Source organism: Brevundimonas sp., assembly GCF_044239655.1.
Lineage (GTDB): Bacteria > Pseudomonadota > Alphaproteobacteria > Caulobacterales > Caulobacteraceae > Brevundimonas.
The window spans coordinates 1-14,697 of the sequence record NZ_JBIIAY010000013.1; the positions used below are offsets into that span (position 1 = coordinate 1).

Sequence of the window (14,697 nt, forward strand, 5' to 3'; positions counted from 1 at the left end):
CCCGGCGGCTGTCGATGTCCAGGTGGTTGGTCGGTTCGTCGAGGATCAGGACGTGCGGGGCGTCCATGGCCACCATGTTCAGCAGCAGGCGCGCGCGCTCGCCGCCGGACAGGTTGTCGACCGTGGTCTCCTGCTTCTCGTAGCCCAGACCGAACTGGGCCAGTTTGGAGCGGCGGGCGGCCTCCGACCCGTCCGGCATGGCGCGGCGGATGATCTCCAGCGGCGTGTCGGTCGGGTCCATGGCCTCGATCTGGTGCTGGTGGAACCAGCCTACGCGCATCTTTCGGTCGCGGTGCAGTTCGCCCTCGGAGACCTTGAGCGCGCCGGCGATCATCTTGGCGAAGGTCGACTTGCCGGCACCATTGACGCCCAGCAGGCCGATGCGGTCGTCGAGATCCATGCGCAGGTTCAGATTGCGCAGGATCGGCTTGCCGGTGTCATAGCCGACGTTGGCCCGCTCCAGCCGGATCAGCGGCGGGGCCAAGGGGCGCGGCGGGGACGGCAGGGTGAAGGGGGCGACGCGTTCCTCGATCGTGGTCGAGACCGGCTGCATCTTGGCCAGGCGCTTCATGCGGGACTGGGCCTGGGCGGCCTTGGAGGCCTTGGCCTTGAAGCGGTCGACGAAGGCCTGGAGGTGGGCGCGTTCGGCGTCCTGCTTGGCCTTGGCAGACAGCTGCAGCCGGGCCTTTTCGGCGCGAGCCTGTTCGAACTGGTCGTAGTTGCCCGTGTAGAGCGTCAGATTGTGGTTCGCGAGGTGCAGGATGTGGGTGCAGACCTCGTTCAGCATCTCGCGGTCGTGGGAGATGATCAGGGCGGTGTGCGGATATTTCTTAAGCCGCGCCTCCAGCCACAGTGCGCCTTCGAGGTCGAGATAGTTGGTCGGCTCGTCGAGCAGCAGCATGTCCGGCTCGGCGAACAGGGCCGCGGCCAGGGCCACCCGCATCCGCCAGCCGCCCGAGAATTCCGACATCGGGCGCTGCTGGTTCTCCTGGTCAAAGCCGAGGCCGACGAGGATTTCGGAGGCGCGGGCGGGGGCGGCGTCGGCGTCGATCTCGATCAGCCGCGACCAGATCTCGCCCATCTCCTCGGGCTCGGCGGTTTCGAGACGGCCCAGCAGGGTGTGGCGCTCGACATCGGCTTCCAGGATGGTGTCGAGCACGCTGACGGGGGTCGCAGGGTGTTCCTGATCGACCGAGCCGATGCGGGCGGTCTTGGGCAGGCTGATCTCGTCGCCCCCGGCCTGAAGCTCGCCCAGGATCAGCTTGAACAGGGTCGACTTGCCGATGCCGTTGCGACCCACCAGACCGACCTTGGCGCCGGGCGGCAGGCTGACGGAGGCGTCCACAAGGAATTTGCGGCCCCAGGCGTTGAACGTCAGGTCGGTGATCTGGAGCATGAAAGGACGAAGACCTGGGCTCGTCCCGCAATCAGCGCGGCGCTCGAGAGGCGCGCATCCGGGACACAAAAGGGAGATAGTTGGAAACTAGGGAGGGCGCGTCTATAAGCCCCCACCTTCAAACTCCCAAACAAGAAGTCTTCCCATGACCGAACGCACCTTCTCGATCATCAAGCCCGACGCGACGCGCCGCAACCTGACCGGCGCGATCAACGCCGTGATCGAGCAAGCCGGACTGCGGATCGTCGGCCAGCGCCGCATCAAGCTGACCGAGGCCCAGGCCAAGAAATTCTACGACGTTCACGCCGAGCGCCCCTTCTATGGCGAACTGGTCAGCCAGATGATCGCCGAGCCGGTCGTGGTCCAGGTCCTGGAAGCCGAAGGCGCCGTCGCCAAGTATCGCGAAGTCATGGGCGCGACGAACCCCAAGGACGCCGCCGACGGCACGATCCGCAAGCTGTTCGCCCTGTCGATCGGCGAGAACTCGGTCCACGGTTCGGACTCGGACGAGAACGCCGCGATCGAGATCGCCCAGTTCTTCACGGACGCCGACATCGTCGGCTGAGGCTGACAGTATCGACATCGAGAAAGGCCCCGGAGAGCGATCTCCGGGGCCTTTTTCATTTGTGCTATCGGCCGCTCGGCCTGCTTGAGCCCCGGGCGGCTGGCCGCCTACCAGATCACCGCGCGGGCGGCCGGAGCGACATACTGTTCGTCGCCGGGCTTGACGCCGAAGGCTGCGTACCAGGCCTCGATGTTGCGGACCGGCACGGTGGCGCGGACGCTGGCGGGCGAGTGGGGGTCGCTGGCCAGTTGCTGTTGCAGGGCGGCGTCGCGGGCCTTTTCGCGCCACACCTGGGCCCAGCCGAGGAAGACGCGCTGGTCGCCGGTGAAGCCGTCGATCACCGGCGCCGGCTGGCCGTTCAGCGACAGGTGATAGGCATCCAGCGCCATCAGCAGCCCGCCCAGGTCGGCGATGTTCTCGCCCATGGTCAGGTCGCCGTTCACGGGAACGCCCGGCAGGGGGAAGGTCGCGTCATACTGGGCCCCCAGCACCTTGGCCCGGGCCTCGAACGCCGCGCCGTCGGCGGGGGTCCACCAGTCGCGCAGCGTTCCGTCGCCGTCGACCTTTCGGCCCTGATCGTCAAAGCCGTGGGTGATCTCGTGGCCGATCACCGCGCCGATGCCGCCATAGTTGACCGCCGGATCGGCGGCCGGGTCGAAGAAGGGCGCCTGAAGGATCGCGGCGGGGAAGACGATCTCGTTGCGGGGCGGGTTGTAGTAGGCGTTGATCGTCTGGGGCGTCATGCCCCACTCCAGCGGGTTCACCGGCTTGCCCAGTTTCGACAGCTGGAAGGCCCATTCGAAGGCGCTGGCGCGTTCGACATTGCCGTACAGGTCGTCGGCGCGGATCGTCAGGCCATCATAGCTGCGCCATTCGTCGGGATAGCCGACCTTCACCCCGAACTTCGACATCTTGTAGAGGGCCTGGGTCTTGGTCTCGTCGCTCATCCATTCCAGATGCTTGATGCGTTCGGTCATGGCGGCGCGCAGATTGCCGACCAGGGTTTCCATTGCCGCCTTGGACGAGGCGGGGAAGTGTCGGCGGACGTATTCCTTGCCGAGCGCCTCGCCCAGCGAGCCGTCGACGGCGGCGACCGCACGGTTCCAGCGCGGACGCTGGGCCGTGGTGCCGTTCAGCACCGTGCCACGGAAGGCGAAGCGGGCGTCGACGAAGGCTTTCGACAGGGTCGGTGCGGCCTGATCGACCAGGTGGAAGGCCTGATAGGCGCGCAGGGTGTCGAGGTCGGTGGCACCGAAGATCCGCGCCAGTTCAGGCACGGCGGTGTTCTCGGTGACGACGGTGTGGGCGGTGGTCGGCAGGCCGGCGGCCCCGGCCCAGGCGGCCCAGTCGAACTCCGGCGCGGCGGCGGCGACCTCGGCCAGGGTCATGGGGTTGTAGATCTTGTCGAGCTGACGCGTCTGGACATTGGTCCAGGACTTCTCGGCGACGGCAGTCTCGAAGGCGACGATGTCGGCGGCCGCCTTCACCGGTTCGGGCCAGCCGATCATGGTCAGCATCTGGGCCACATAGGCCTGATAGGCGGCCTTCTTCTCGGCAAAGGCGGCCTCGAGATAGTAGTCACGGTCGGGCAGGCCCAGGCCCGCCTGGCCGAGATAGGCGCTGGAGGTGTCGGGATCCTTTAGGTCCTCGAACACGGCCAGGGCGAACAGGCTGGCACCCGGCCGGCCGAAGGTGGTGCCCATGTAGCGGGCGACGTCGGCGCGGGTCGTCAGGCCCCGGATGGCGGCGAGCTGGGGCTGGAGCGGCTGAACGCCCAGGGTCTCGACGCGCGCCTCGTTCATGTAGCTGGCGTAGAAGTCGCCGACGCGCTGGGCCTCCGGTGAAGAGGTCGGATTGGCGGCGCTGTCCTCGATGATCGACTTCAGCTGCTGCTGGCTCTCGTCATACAGGACGTGGGCCACGCTCCAGGATGGGCGGTCGGCCGGGATGGTGGTCGCGTCCAGCCAGCCGCCCGAGGCGTATCGGCCGAAGTCCGCGCCGGGCGAAACCGAACGATCCATGGTCGAGGGATCGAAGCCCCAGGTGCCGATCTCGGCGTGGACAGGACGGGTTGCGGGCGACTGGGTGCCGGGCATTTCAGCCAGGGCGGGGATGGCGACAACAAGGGCCAGGGCGGCCGTGGCGGCGAGAAGGACGGAATTGCGGGTCATGGGGCGCCTGTTGAAAGATCGGCGCAGAGACTGGTCCTGACGGCGGCGCTTGTCGCCGGGAAATCCGCAAGATTACGAAAGTCTAATCTGGTGCCTCGGCAGCCCAAATCTTTCGTCATTCCGGGCGCAGGCGAGCGCAGCGAACTGCAGACCCGGAACAAGGCGGCGCCGAAGCGCAGCGAAGGCGAAATGCGTCACCAGACGCGTGCGTGACAGGTTCGCGCTCACGCGCGCCGCCTCTTTCCGGGTCTTCGCTGCGCTGCGCCCGGAATGACGAGAGTAAGGCAGCCTTACCGCTCAAACTTCGAGCAAAACTCGCCCAGCACTGCCGGATACAGGCCGTGCTCGGCCACGCGCACCCGCTCGCTCAGCGTCTCTGCGGTGTCTCCCGCCAGGATCGTCACGCGCGCCTGACCCAGGATGGGACCTTCGTCGACGCCGTCGGTAACGAGGTGGACCGTGCAGCCCGCCTCGGCGTCCCCCGCAGCGATGGCCCGAGCATGGGTGTCGAGGCCCGGATAGAGGGGCAGCAGGGAGGGATGGATGTTCAGCATCCGCCCGGCCCAGGATCGCACCAGAAACGGCGTCAGGATGCGCATGTAACCGGCCAGGGCGATGACCTGGACGTCGGCCTGGGTCAGGGCGTCGTGGACGGCGCGTTCGTGGGCCTCCCGGTCCTTGCCGAACGGGCGGTGGTCGATGGCGAGGGTAGTGACGCCCTTGGCGTCGGCGATCGTGAGGCCGCCCGCATCGGGGCGGTTGGAGACGACCAGCACGACCTCATGGGACGCGCCCCCTGCCCTCTCCACATCGGATCTGGTCGCATCGATCAGGGCGGCCATGTTGGAGCCGGCCCCCGAGATCAGGACGGCGACGCGGACGGGCTGTTTCATCGGGCTCAGGTCGCGGGCGCGGGTGCCGGGACCTCCAACACAAAGGCCCCCGCCGGTCCCGGGAAGACGATCGGGCTCTCATAGCCGTCGGCCGAGACCGCCGAGACGCCGAAGAAATAGTCGTCGATCGGAATGTTCTTGAGGACCAGCGACGCCGCCTCCCCGGCCCAGCGGCTGTGGGTCCATTGCGGCGCAGTGGTCGAACGCCACCAGACGCGGTAGCCGGCCGCACCGGGCACGGCGGTCCAGCTGACCGTCGTGTCGGGCGAGACGTTGCCGGCGATGGTCACCCCGGTCGGGACCGATGGTGCCGAGGCGAGCGCCGCCATGCTGACGATGTTCAGCCGCGCCACCTGACCCAGATAGTCGAAATCCATGAACTCGATCGTGTCGCCATAGACGATGCCGTTCTCGGTCCGCAGGTCCTGGTGCTGGTGGTGATAGTGTTCGGCACCCTCGGTGATGCGGACGGCGGGAAAGCCGGCGCGCAGCATCTCGACCTGATCGCCGCCCCGGCCGAACCGGTCGGTGCGATAGATCATCTCGACGTCGAAGTTGGTGAGGTAGCGGTCGGCGATGCCGTCGACGAACCGGGCCAGATTGCGCGACGATGAGTCGACCTCGCCGCCGTTGTAGCGTCGGGTCGCCGCCTGCTCCGGTGTCTCGACGGTCTTGGTGCCCTCGGAGAAGACGCGGACGCGGGTGGTGTCGCGCACCCCCGACTGGCCTTGCGAATTGCCGACGATGTCGTTGTTCAGATTGGCCTCGACCACCCACCCTTGAGCCTTGGCATAGTCGGCCAGGATCTTGCCGCCCAGAAGCCCCTGCTCCTCGCCCGACAGGACGGCATAGACGAGCGTGGCCTCGAATTTCGATTTCGACAGGACGCGGGCGGCCTCCAGCACGGCGGCGACGCCCGAGGCATCATCGTTAGCACCCGGCGCATCGGCGGTGGCGTTCATCACATCGGTGACGCGGCTGTCGATATGGCCCGAGATGATGATGACGCGGTTGGGATCGCCGGTGCCCTTCTGGATGGCCAGGACGTTGACCACCTCGGTCGGGGTCGGGACGCGGCGGCCGGTCACGGTGTCGGCCGGCAGGGCGATCTCCAGGCAGTTGCCGCACTCGGCGCCGATGGCGCGGAACTGACGCTCGGTCCAGCGGCGGGCGGCCCCGATGCCGCGCGTCTCCGAAGCCGTTTCCGACATCGTATGGCGGGTGCCGAAGCCGACAAGGGCGGTGACGTCGGCGCGCATCCGCTCGGGCTGGACCTGGGCGGCGACAGCGTGGAGGGCTGCCTGTTCCGGAGCCGCCGCCGTCTGGGCCTGGGCCGCCGTCGCAAGGAGGATGGGCGGAGCGAGCGAGAGGGCGAGGATCAGACCGGGAATACGCAAGGCAACCTCCAGAAGCGAACGCGGCGGACCTTGCCGGGCCGGGCCCGGAAGATCAACGGCGTCGGCATCTCTAGGTGTCGCCCGTCGCAGGCGTCGCCGCCGCTGCCGCTGTCGCTGCCGCGGCCCTTGGCCGCCGTCGCCGCATCGCACCGATCGGCTCCTCCAGCCCTTCCAGCACCGCCACGGCCGCCGCATGGCCCTCGGCGACGACGGGGTCATAGACCTTCCAGTCGCGGATATCGGCCCCCGACGGCCTGGGCAGGATCAGGACGTCGGTGTCCCGGCGCGAGCGTTCCAGCTCAGCGTCGCTGGTGATCGTCGCCGACCGCATCAGGATGGAGACGATGGGCGGGCCCGCCTTCCACTTACCGGACAGAAGCCAGCGCCACCAGGACGGCGGGTTCTCCAGCGCCCCCGGATCGACGCCCCGGGCCTGGGACATGTCGGATCCGATCACCGGCCCGGCGTTCAGCTGGCGCATCACGTCGGTGGGGAAATTCTTGAGCACCGCTCCGTCGACCAGGACCTGACCATTGATGACCACCGGCGGCATGACCCCGGGGATCGAGATCGAGGCCCGCATGGCGCGGCGCAGGAGGCCACGCCGATGAACCTCGATCCGGCCGGTCGTCAGGTTCGACGACACAGCAAAGAACGGCAGCGGCAGGTCGGCGATGTCGATGTCGCCATAGGCCTCTTCCAGCAGGCGCGCGACCTTGCCCGCCCGGGTCATGGCGACCAGCGGCAGCGCCAGGTCCGACAGGGGGTCGGACACCACGAAGGCCTTCCGGATCCGCGCTTCCAGGTCGTCGTCGCTCCAGCCCAGGGCGGGACCGGCCGCGACCACCGCCCCCATCGATGACCCGCCGAAACTGTCCAGCACCACGCCCGCCTCGTGCAGGGCCCGCACCACTCCGATATGGGCATAGGCCCGCGCCCCGCCCCCCGACAGCACCAGCCCGATCGACGAGCCGGTGATGGTCCGCGCGATCCGGGCGGCGTCATCGGCATGGCCTTCCCGTGCATGATACCAGCGACCCGGGTTCAGCGCGTCCAGCCAGGCGGCGGTGTTGGCCGGCATGGCCATGCGGGGATCGCGCAACAGGATCAGGTCGGTGAACTGGGCCCCGCGCCAGGCCGGAGACGCGGGTGCCACGAGCCTGGCCGGCGGGGCCATCAGGGCGCTGCCGACCACGAACAGCCGGTCGACCTGACGGGCGCACAGGGCGGCCCAGGACGGCTCGTCCTGTTCGGCGACATAGAGGACGAAGTCGTGGCTGTCCTCGACGCGGGAGAACCATTCCGACACCGAGCTGAGCGCCGTCTGGTCGATGACCTGACAGGTATAGCCTTGCGCCTCGATACAGGCTGCGACGCGTTCGACGAAGGCGCGGATCGGGCCGGGGCGGGCGGAGACGAAGCCGAACACGCTGGGCTCCGCGCCGGCCGAGGAACGCTCGCGGGCGCGGCTCAGCATCAGCCGCGACAGCTCGATCATGACCTCGGGATGGGTGCGGATGGCGTCGAAGAAGACGTCGCGCGGCAGGGCCAGAATCTCGGAATCACGCAGGGCCACCACATCGGACGAATGGGCGGTGCCGGCGATAAGCGCCATTTCGCCGACCGGTTCGCCGGGCCGGATGACCCCCAGGAACTGCGGCGGCTGGCCCTCTTCGTTGCGGAACACCCCCAGCCGCCCCGACCGCAGCAGATACAGGCTGTCGGCCTCGTCGCCCGCGTTGAACAGGGGCTCGCCCCCGGTCAGGGCGAACCAGCTGGCCTTTGTGTCGCGCGCCGCGAAGACCTGGGCGAGGGCGGCTTCCAGGGTGTCGGCACGGGGCGGAGGACGGCGAGCCATGTCTGAGTGATCGGTCCCGGCGGTGGTTTGGCGACGACCGGCATAGACCGGTTCGCAGGCCTTGTCCTCAAGCGTTGCCGCCCAGGGCGGGTTCCGCTTCCCCTTTGGCCTCGCACACTCTATCTGCACCCCTCCGGCGCGCGTCCCGCCCGCCGATCCATATCGCCAGGAGTTTGCGATGAGACCGGATGTCGAGGCCATGAAGGCCGACATCGAGCAGAGCGTCGCTCTGCTCAGGAGGCGTCTTTGACTGGGATGTCGCTCTAAGAAAGCTCGATGAGCTGAACGCGCGGGTCGAGGACCCGACGCTGTGGGACAGGCCGGACGAGGCCCAGGCCGTCAGTCGCGACCGCGCCCGCCTCGAAGCCCAGATCAACACCGTCAAGGCGATGGAGTCCGAGCTCGAGGACGGCGTCATGCTGGCCGACATGGCCGACGAGGAGGGCGACGAGGCAACGCTGGAAGAGGCGCGCGCCCAGCTCAAGGCCATCAAGGACCGCGCCGCCCGCGCCGAACTGGAGGCCCTGCTGTCCGGCGAGGCCGACGGCAACGACGCCTATCTGGAAGTAAACTCCGGCGCCGGCGGCACCGAGAGCTGCGACTGGGCCGGGATGCTGCTGCGGATGTATTCCCGCTGGGCCAAGGCCCACGGCTATGAGGTCGAGCTGGAGGCGTCCGAAGACGGCGATCAGGCCGGGATCAAGTCGGCGACCATCCTGGTCACGGGGCCGAACGCCTATGGCTGGCTGAAGTCCGAATCGGGCGTCCACCGGCTGGTGCGCATCAGCCCCTATGATGCGGCGGCCAAGCGCCACACCTCGTTCGCCTCGGTCGGGGTTTCGCCGGTCGTGGACGACACGATCGAGATCGACATCAACCCGTCCGACGTCCGCACCGACACCTATCGGGCCTCCGGATCAGGCGGTCAGCACATCAACAAGACGGATTCGGCCGTCCGCCTGACGCACATCCCGACCAACACCGTCGTCGCCTGCCAAGCGGGCCGGTCCCAGCACCAGAACCGCGAACAGGCGTGGAAGATGCTGCGCGGGCGGCTGTACGAGCTGGAGCTTCAGCGGCGCGAGGCCGCGGCCCAGGCCATGGCCGACGCCAAGACCGACATCGGCTGGGGCCACCAGATCCGGTCCTACGTCCTGCAGCCCTATCAGATGGTCAAGGACCTGCGCACCGAGGTCGAGACCTCGGACACGCAAGGGGTGCTGGACGGCGACCTGGACGCCTTCATGGGCGCGGCCCTGGCCCAAAGGGTCGGAGAGACGCGCGGCAGCACGGTGGAATAGTCGACCGCCCTCCCCCTCACCGGGGAGGGATCGTGACCTACGGCCCGATGTCCTGGGCGACCGCCGCCCCGTCATCGACCGGCACCGGCAGGGTGACGGCGATGCCCAGGGCCTCGGCCAGTTTCTGGTCGCGCTTGTAGACGTCCTCGCGGAAGGCCACGCGCTGCTGGCCATCGACGAAGGCGGTCCAGTAGAGCAGCCGCACCGTGATCTCGCGGCCCGTCTGGATCCGCTGGGTGTTGCGGTTGTCGAGCGCCGTGTTGAACTGGTTCAGCAGGGTAGGGTCCGGCGACAGCAGCAGCCGGGCGAAGTCGATAGCCCCCTGAACCCGCACGCAGCCGTGCGAGCGCTGGCGGGTGGCCAGGTTGAAGGCCTCCTTCGACGGGGTGTCGTGCAGGAAGATCGCATAGGAGTCGCGCAGTTCGAACTTCACATAGCCGAGCGCCGCCTGGGGGCCGGCACGCTGGATGACCTGGCCGTTCTGGATGTACATGTTCCGGGCGGCCAGATAGGCGGGGCCGTTGGGCAGGATTTCGCGACGCGCGATCCCGGCGGGCACATACCAGGGCGGGTTGGCGACCACGGAGGCGAAGGGCTTCTCGAGGCTGGGCGTCTGGTTTTCGGCGCTGCCGACGACCACCCGGTTCGAATGAACGGGGCGTCCTTCCTTCCAGTAGACCATGATGGCCGCAGCCGTGTTGACCTCGATCCGCTCCGGGCTCGGGGTGCGCTTCAGCCAGCGACGGCGTTCCAGGTTCAGGGCGATCTGGCGGGCACGATCGTCGGCCGAGGCCGACAGCGACCGCTGCGTGCCCGTGCCGATGCGGGCGTCGGCCAGCAGGCCGTGGCGCGACTGGAAGCCGCGAACGGCGGTCTGAAGTTCCGGCCCATAGACCAGACCCTCGGCCTTCAGGCGCGCGCCGTCGGCAGCGGTCAGGTCACCCTCGGCCACCATCCGGTCGATCAGGGCGGGGATGCGGTTGTCGCTCTGGCCCGGCTCGATGCCCGGACCCGGACGGAAGGCGGGCCAGCCGCCGTTCCGGCTCAGGCGGCGATAGCGCAGATAGCCCGCCGACAGGTTGGTATAGCCGATGTCCTGAGGGGCCAGGCCGTCGTACCATTGGGCCAGCTGGTTCTGGGACAGGGCGTTCGACAGGCCGGTGGGCAGGTCGACGACGTTCTTTTCCATCTCCCAAAGGTCCTCGACCGTCTCGGGCGAGACGCGGCCGTTGGACAGGGTGCGGGCATAGGCCATGGCGGCCGAGGTCGTGCGGACGTCCGCGCTGTCGGGATCGGCGGCCAGGCCGACGAAGTCGAAATAGTCGGACGCCGACAGGCCGTTCTTCTCGGCCCCGCGCGAGGCGCGTTGCAGCGCCTGGACCTGTTGCGGCGTCCAGACGGCCTTCCAGCCCTGAAGGTCATAGAAGACGCGGACGTCGTTCTGCTGGGCGGCGGGCAGACGCGAGATCTGCGCCGTGAAGGCGTCCTTGTTCCCGACAGCGACGGCCTGAGGCGTCTGCGCCGGCGTCGCCGGACGGCGTCGGCCGAACTGGGAGGCGTGCGCGCTGTTGGCCGCACCTGCGACCATCGCACTGGTCGCGATCCCGAAACCCAATTGCCGTCGATTCATCGTCGCCTGCTCAACCCGTTCGTCAGAGGTCTGGAGCGGACTCATCCCGCCTTTCGCCTGACCGCGCCATGTTAGAGGGATCGCGCGCAAACAAAAAGCGCCGGTCGCGAGACCGGCGCTTTTCGTGATGTCGCAGTGACACTTGCGTGTCGGGACGGTCCTACTTCTTGATGAAGCCGCCGAACTTGTTGTTGAAGCGCGAGACGCGGCCACCGCGGTCCAGCATCTGCTGGTTGCCGCCGGTCCAGGCCGGGTGGGTCGAGGGATCGATGTCCAGGTTCAGCGTGTCGCCCGCCTTGCCGTAGGTCGAACGCGTTTGATACGTCGAGCCGTCCGTCAGGGTAACGGTGATGAAGTGGTAGTCGGGGTGCGTGTCCGCTTTCATGGTCGTCGTCCGGTCTCTGCGCGGTGACGATGCCGACCGTCCGTGCGCGAAAATGAGAAAACCCGCCGAAGGCTCCGGCGGGAAGAGGGCGGCGTTTACACCGGGGGGCCTTCCGGGGCAAGAGGCGGCCCATGACGCATGCTTCGACGCCTACCCCTCCGGCTTCCAGCCTCGAAACCGCCGTGGGGCGCCCCGGTGCGGGTGCCCTGCTGGTCGAACAGATGGGCGAGGCCGGCGGCAAGCGGGAGAAGCGCCGCGATGTGCGTCCACTGGGACGCCTGCTGCCCTACCTGATGCAGCATCGGATGGACGCCCTGATTGCCGTCTTCTGGCTGCTGATGGCGACGGGGGCGTCGTTGGGACTGACCGCCACGGCGCGGGGTGCGATCGACCACGGGTTCCAGAACGGCGGTGCCGACATCAACCGCTGGTTCCTGTTCCTGGGGGCCAACGCCCTGTTGCTGGGGGCCGCCTCGGCGATCCGCTATTTCTATGTGACCAAGACCGGCGAGCGGATGATCGCCGACATGCGCACGGGTCTGTTCGGGCGCATCCTGACGCTGGACCCGTCCTTCTACGCGTCGATGCGGACAGGCGAGGTGCTCAGCCGCCTGACCACCGACATCGCCCTTGTCGAAACCCTGCTGACGACCTCGGTGTCGTTCGCCCTGCGCAACTTCCTGACCCTGCTGGGCGGCCTTGCGATGCTGTTCGTGGTCAGCCCCAAGCTGACCGGGCTTGTCCTGCTGATCGCGCCGGTGCTGCTGGGGCCGATCTTCCTGTTCGGGCGTGAGGTCCGCAAACTGACGGTCAAGTCGCAGGACCGGTTCGCCAACGCCGTCGGGTTCGCCGGCGAAAGCGTCGATGCCATCGAGACGGTGCAGGCCTTTGGCCGTGTCAGGAGCGCGGTCGCTCGTTTCGGCGAGGCGGTCGAGGCGGCCTTTGCCGTCTCCCTGACCCGGATGAAGGCGCGCGCCCTGATGACCGCCCTGGTCATCGTGGTGATGTTCGGCGGCGTCACCCTGGTGCTCTGGCTGGGGGCCCAGGACGTCGTGCGCGGCACCATGAGCCCCGGAACCCTGCTGCAGTTCGTGCTGCTGTCGGTCTTCGTCGCCGCCGCCGTCGGCGCGATCGGCGAAAGCTGGGGCGATGTCCAGAAGGCCTCGGGGGCCATGGCCCGGATCGATGAGCTGATGCGGGCCGAAGCCGGCATCGCCGCCCCGGCCAAACCGGTCGCCCTGCCCAGCCCGCCGCGCGGCGAGGTCTCGATGTCGGCGGTTAATTTCGCCTATCCCGGCCGCCCCGACCTGCCTGCGCTGAAGGGCTTCTCGCTGACCGTGCGTCCGGGCGAGACCGTCGCCCTGGTCGGGCCTTCGGGGGCGGGGAAGTCCACCGTGTTCCGTCTGCTGCTGCGCTTCTATGATCCCCAGAGCGGCCTCGTGTCGGTCGATGGCGTGGATGTGCGCGATGCCGATCCCGTCGAGGTGCGCAACCGGTTCGCCTGGGTCTCGCAGGAGGCACCGCTGTTCTCGGGCTCGGCGCTGGAAAACATCCGCTTCGGCCGCGAGGATGCCACCGAGGACGAGGCGCGGGCCGTCGCCGAAGAGGCCCAGGCGCTCCAGTTCATCGACGCCCTGCCCGAAGGATTCGCCACGCCCTTGGGCGAACGCGGCAAGAGCCTGTCGGGCGGCCAGCGTCAGCGGCTCGCCATCGCCCGCGCCCTGGTTCGCGACGCGCCGATCCTGCTGCTGGACGAAGCCACCAGTGCGCTCGACGCCGAGAATGAGCGGCTGGTGCAGGTGGCGCTCGATCAGGCTATGCAGAGCCGCACCACCCTGGTCATCGCCCACCGCCTGGCCACCGTCCTGCGCGCCGACCGTATCGTGGTGATGGAGGACGGCCGCGCCGTGGAAGAGGGCACCCACGCCCAGTTGGTCGCGCAGGGGGGCCTCTATGCACGGCTGGCGAGACTGCAGTTCCGGTCGGAGTGAAGGCTACTGCTTGATATCCTCCGTGATCGGAGCGACTGTCCGACCTCGGTCAGGATAACAGCATGCTTTCCATTGCGTTTTTTGCGGCAGCACTGGTCGGTCAGGCTCCGGCACCGACAGCGGCCGACCTGGCTCCAGCTTTCGGAAATACCCTGGTCTCGACCTATCCCGATGGACGGACCGCCCGGACCTGGCTCCAGCCCGGTGGACGCTACGAGGGACGGGGACGGCGCGGCGGTCGATCGAGCGGGACCTGGCGGATCCGTGACGGTCAGGTCTGCTTCAGCCAGAGACGGCCCATCCCCGTGCCGGGTGCCTTCTGCACACCGATCGTCAGCGGAGGTGTCGGGACCAGCTGGGCCGCTCGGGCGGTGACGGGGGAACCGATCCGCGTGACCCTGGTCGCCGGTCGCTAACCGGCTTCGGGGCCAGACCGGCGCATCGGCGAGAAACCGTGGGCCATGGCGTTGGCGGCGATCCTGACTCCGCGCGCCATATCGCGCCGCGACGCCCTGGCCGGTGCCCTGAGCAGGCCGATCGCCGGCGTCGGCAGGTCGTCGGGCATGCCGGTCAGGATGGCATAGAGCAGGTAGCTGCCCACATCGTGCTCGCCGTCCGAGCTGGCCTCTGCCGGAAGGCCGGCGTCCTTGAGTTCGCGCACCATCTCGGCGACGGGTGCCGTGGTCCGGGCCATGGCCGGGCCGGTTCCTGTCAGCTTGCCCGAGCCCTCGAGGTTGCGGTTCGAGGCGCGCATCTGGACCCGAAACCGATCGGCCTGGGCATTGCGCCCGATCAACAGCAGACCACGACACTCGCCTGCGATCAGACGTGCGCGCAGGCCCGTCGCCAGAACATCGGGTGAATCGGGCTCGACCAGAAGAGACCTCACGCCACCTCCCCCGAAGCCCAGGGACTCGGTCTGGCCGCCCTCGTCCCAGTCGGCGTCGTCGACGTCATAGGCGCATACGGCCAGCGTCGGGCGGCGATCCGTCCTTATGGTCGAGCTGAGGGACATGGACCTGCGCGGTTCGTGACAGAGATGTGACGGTTAGCGACAGGTGTCGGCAAAGGGACACCCGCGTCAACCCCCTGTGGTCGCGAAGGCCCGCC

12 protein-coding genes are annotated in these 14,697 nt (G+C 68.3%); 4 read left to right on the plus strand and 8 right to left on the minus strand.

Annotated features, from left to right (window positions below; all coding sequences use genetic code 11):
• On the minus strand, positions 1-1,396 hold a 1,396-nt coding region (locus ACILQR_RS03100; protein ID WP_395650047.1), incomplete at its 3' end, for an ABC-F family ATP-binding cassette domain-containing protein.
• Positions 1,397-1,541: 145 nt separating this feature from the next.
• Between ACILQR_RS03100 and ndk the strand changes: the two genes are divergently transcribed.
• Complete coding sequence (gene ndk / locus ACILQR_RS03105; protein WP_292152290.1) at positions 1,542-1,961, plus strand: nucleoside-diphosphate kinase; 420 nt, start codon at positions 1,542-1,544, stop codon at positions 1,959-1,961.
• A gap of 107 nt (positions 1,962-2,068) precedes the next feature.
• Here the strand turns inward: ndk and ACILQR_RS03110 are convergent, their stop codons facing one another.
• The 4 genes from ACILQR_RS03110 to ACILQR_RS03125 all read right to left on the minus strand — a co-directional run bounded on the left by ACILQR_RS03110 (position 2,069) and on the right by ACILQR_RS03125 (position 8,280).
• Complete coding sequence (locus ACILQR_RS03110; RefSeq protein ID WP_395650048.1) at positions 2,069-4,132, minus strand: M13 family metallopeptidase; 2,064 nt, start codon at positions 4,130-4,132, stop codon at positions 2,069-2,071.
• Between the two features lie 290 nt (positions 4,133-4,422).
• Positions 4,423-5,025, minus strand: coding sequence for a phosphoribosylglycinamide formyltransferase (gene purN / locus ACILQR_RS03115; RefSeq protein ID WP_395650049.1), 603 nt, complete (start codon positions 5,023-5,025; stop codon positions 4,423-4,425).
• A gap of 5 nt (positions 5,026-5,030) precedes the next feature.
• Complete coding sequence (locus tag ACILQR_RS03120) at positions 5,031-6,422, minus strand: M20/M25/M40 family metallo-hydrolase (protein WP_395650050.1); 1,392 nt, start codon at positions 6,420-6,422, stop codon at positions 5,031-5,033.
• Positions 6,423-6,492: 70 nt separating this feature from the next.
• Positions 6,493-8,280 (minus strand): patatin-like phospholipase family protein, encoded by a 1,788-nt coding sequence (locus tag ACILQR_RS03125; RefSeq protein WP_395650051.1) that lies wholly within the window; start codon positions 8,278-8,280, stop codon positions 6,493-6,495.
• Between the two features lie 178 nt (positions 8,281-8,458).
• Here ACILQR_RS03125 and prfB point away from each other — a divergent pair.
• Positions 8,459-9,581 (plus strand): peptide chain release factor 2 gene (gene prfB, locus ACILQR_RS03130; RefSeq protein WP_395650052.1). Its coding sequence is split into 2 segments (ribosomal slippage): positions 8,459-8,527 and positions 8,529-9,581, totalling 1,122 coding nucleotides; the frame shifts between segments, so codons are not numbered across the junction.
• Between the two features lie 37 nt (positions 9,582-9,618).
• On the opposite strand, the gene ACILQR_RS03135 is transcribed toward prfB, so the two are convergent.
• Together ACILQR_RS03135 and rpmE are read right to left on the minus strand one after the other, a co-directional pair.
• Positions 9,619-11,211, minus strand: coding sequence for a murein L,D-transpeptidase (locus ACILQR_RS03135; RefSeq protein WP_395650053.1), 1,593 nt, complete (start codon positions 11,209-11,211; stop codon positions 9,619-9,621).
• A gap of 160 nt (positions 11,212-11,371) precedes the next feature.
• Positions 11,372-11,596 (minus strand): 50S ribosomal protein L31, encoded by a 225-nt coding sequence (gene rpmE, locus ACILQR_RS03140; protein ID WP_271145002.1) that lies wholly within the window; start codon positions 11,594-11,596, stop codon positions 11,372-11,374.
• A gap of 131 nt (positions 11,597-11,727) precedes the next feature.
• Here rpmE and ACILQR_RS03145 point away from each other — a divergent pair, with 131 nt between their 5' ends.
• Positions 11,728-13,587, plus strand: coding sequence for an ABC transporter transmembrane domain-containing protein (locus tag ACILQR_RS03145; protein ID WP_395650054.1), 1,860 nt, complete (start codon positions 11,728-11,730; stop codon positions 13,585-13,587).
• Positions 13,588-13,649: 62 nt separating this feature from the next.
• Positions 13,650-14,003, plus strand: coding sequence for a hypothetical protein (locus ACILQR_RS03150; protein ID WP_395650055.1), 354 nt, complete (start codon positions 13,650-13,652; stop codon positions 14,001-14,003).
• Here ACILQR_RS03150 and ACILQR_RS03155 read toward each other — a convergent pair.
• Complete coding sequence (locus ACILQR_RS03155) at positions 14,000-14,602, minus strand: hypothetical protein (RefSeq protein WP_395650056.1); 603 nt, start codon at positions 14,600-14,602, stop codon at positions 14,000-14,002. The genes ACILQR_RS03150 and ACILQR_RS03155 overlap by 4 nt on opposite strands.
• Positions 14,603-14,697 lie beyond the last annotated feature (95 nt).

Coding starts and splice junctions, on each gene's coding strand:
- ACILQR_RS03135 (WP_395650053.1), bottom strand. CDS start 11,211: ATGAATCGACGGCAATTGGGTTTCGGGATCGCGACCAGTGCGATGGTC.
- ACILQR_RS03145 (WP_395650054.1), top strand. CDS start 11,728: ATGACGCATGCTTCGACGCCTACCCCTCCGGCTTCCAGCCTCGAAACC.
- ACILQR_RS03110 (WP_395650048.1), bottom strand. CDS start 4,132: ATGACCCGCAATTCCGTCCTTCTCGCCGCCACGGCCGCCCTGGCCCTT.
- ACILQR_RS03125 (WP_395650051.1), bottom strand. CDS start 8,280: ATGGCTCGCCGTCCTCCGCCCCGTGCCGACACCCTGGAAGCCGCCCTC.
- purN (WP_395650049.1), bottom strand. CDS start 5,025: ATGAAACAGCCCGTCCGCGTCGCCGTCCTGATCTCGGGGGCCGGCTCC.
- ACILQR_RS03155 (WP_395650056.1), bottom strand. CDS start 14,602: ATGTCCCTCAGCTCGACCATAAGGACGGATCGCCGCCCGACGCTGGCC.
- rpmE (WP_271145002.1), bottom strand. CDS start 11,596: ATGAAAGCGGACACGCACCCCGACTACCACTTCATCACCGTTACCCTG.
- ndk (WP_292152290.1), top strand. CDS start 1,542: ATGACCGAACGCACCTTCTCGATCATCAAGCCCGACGCGACGCGCCGC.
- ACILQR_RS03150 (WP_395650055.1), top strand. CDS start 13,650: ATGCTTTCCATTGCGTTTTTTGCGGCAGCACTGGTCGGTCAGGCTCCG.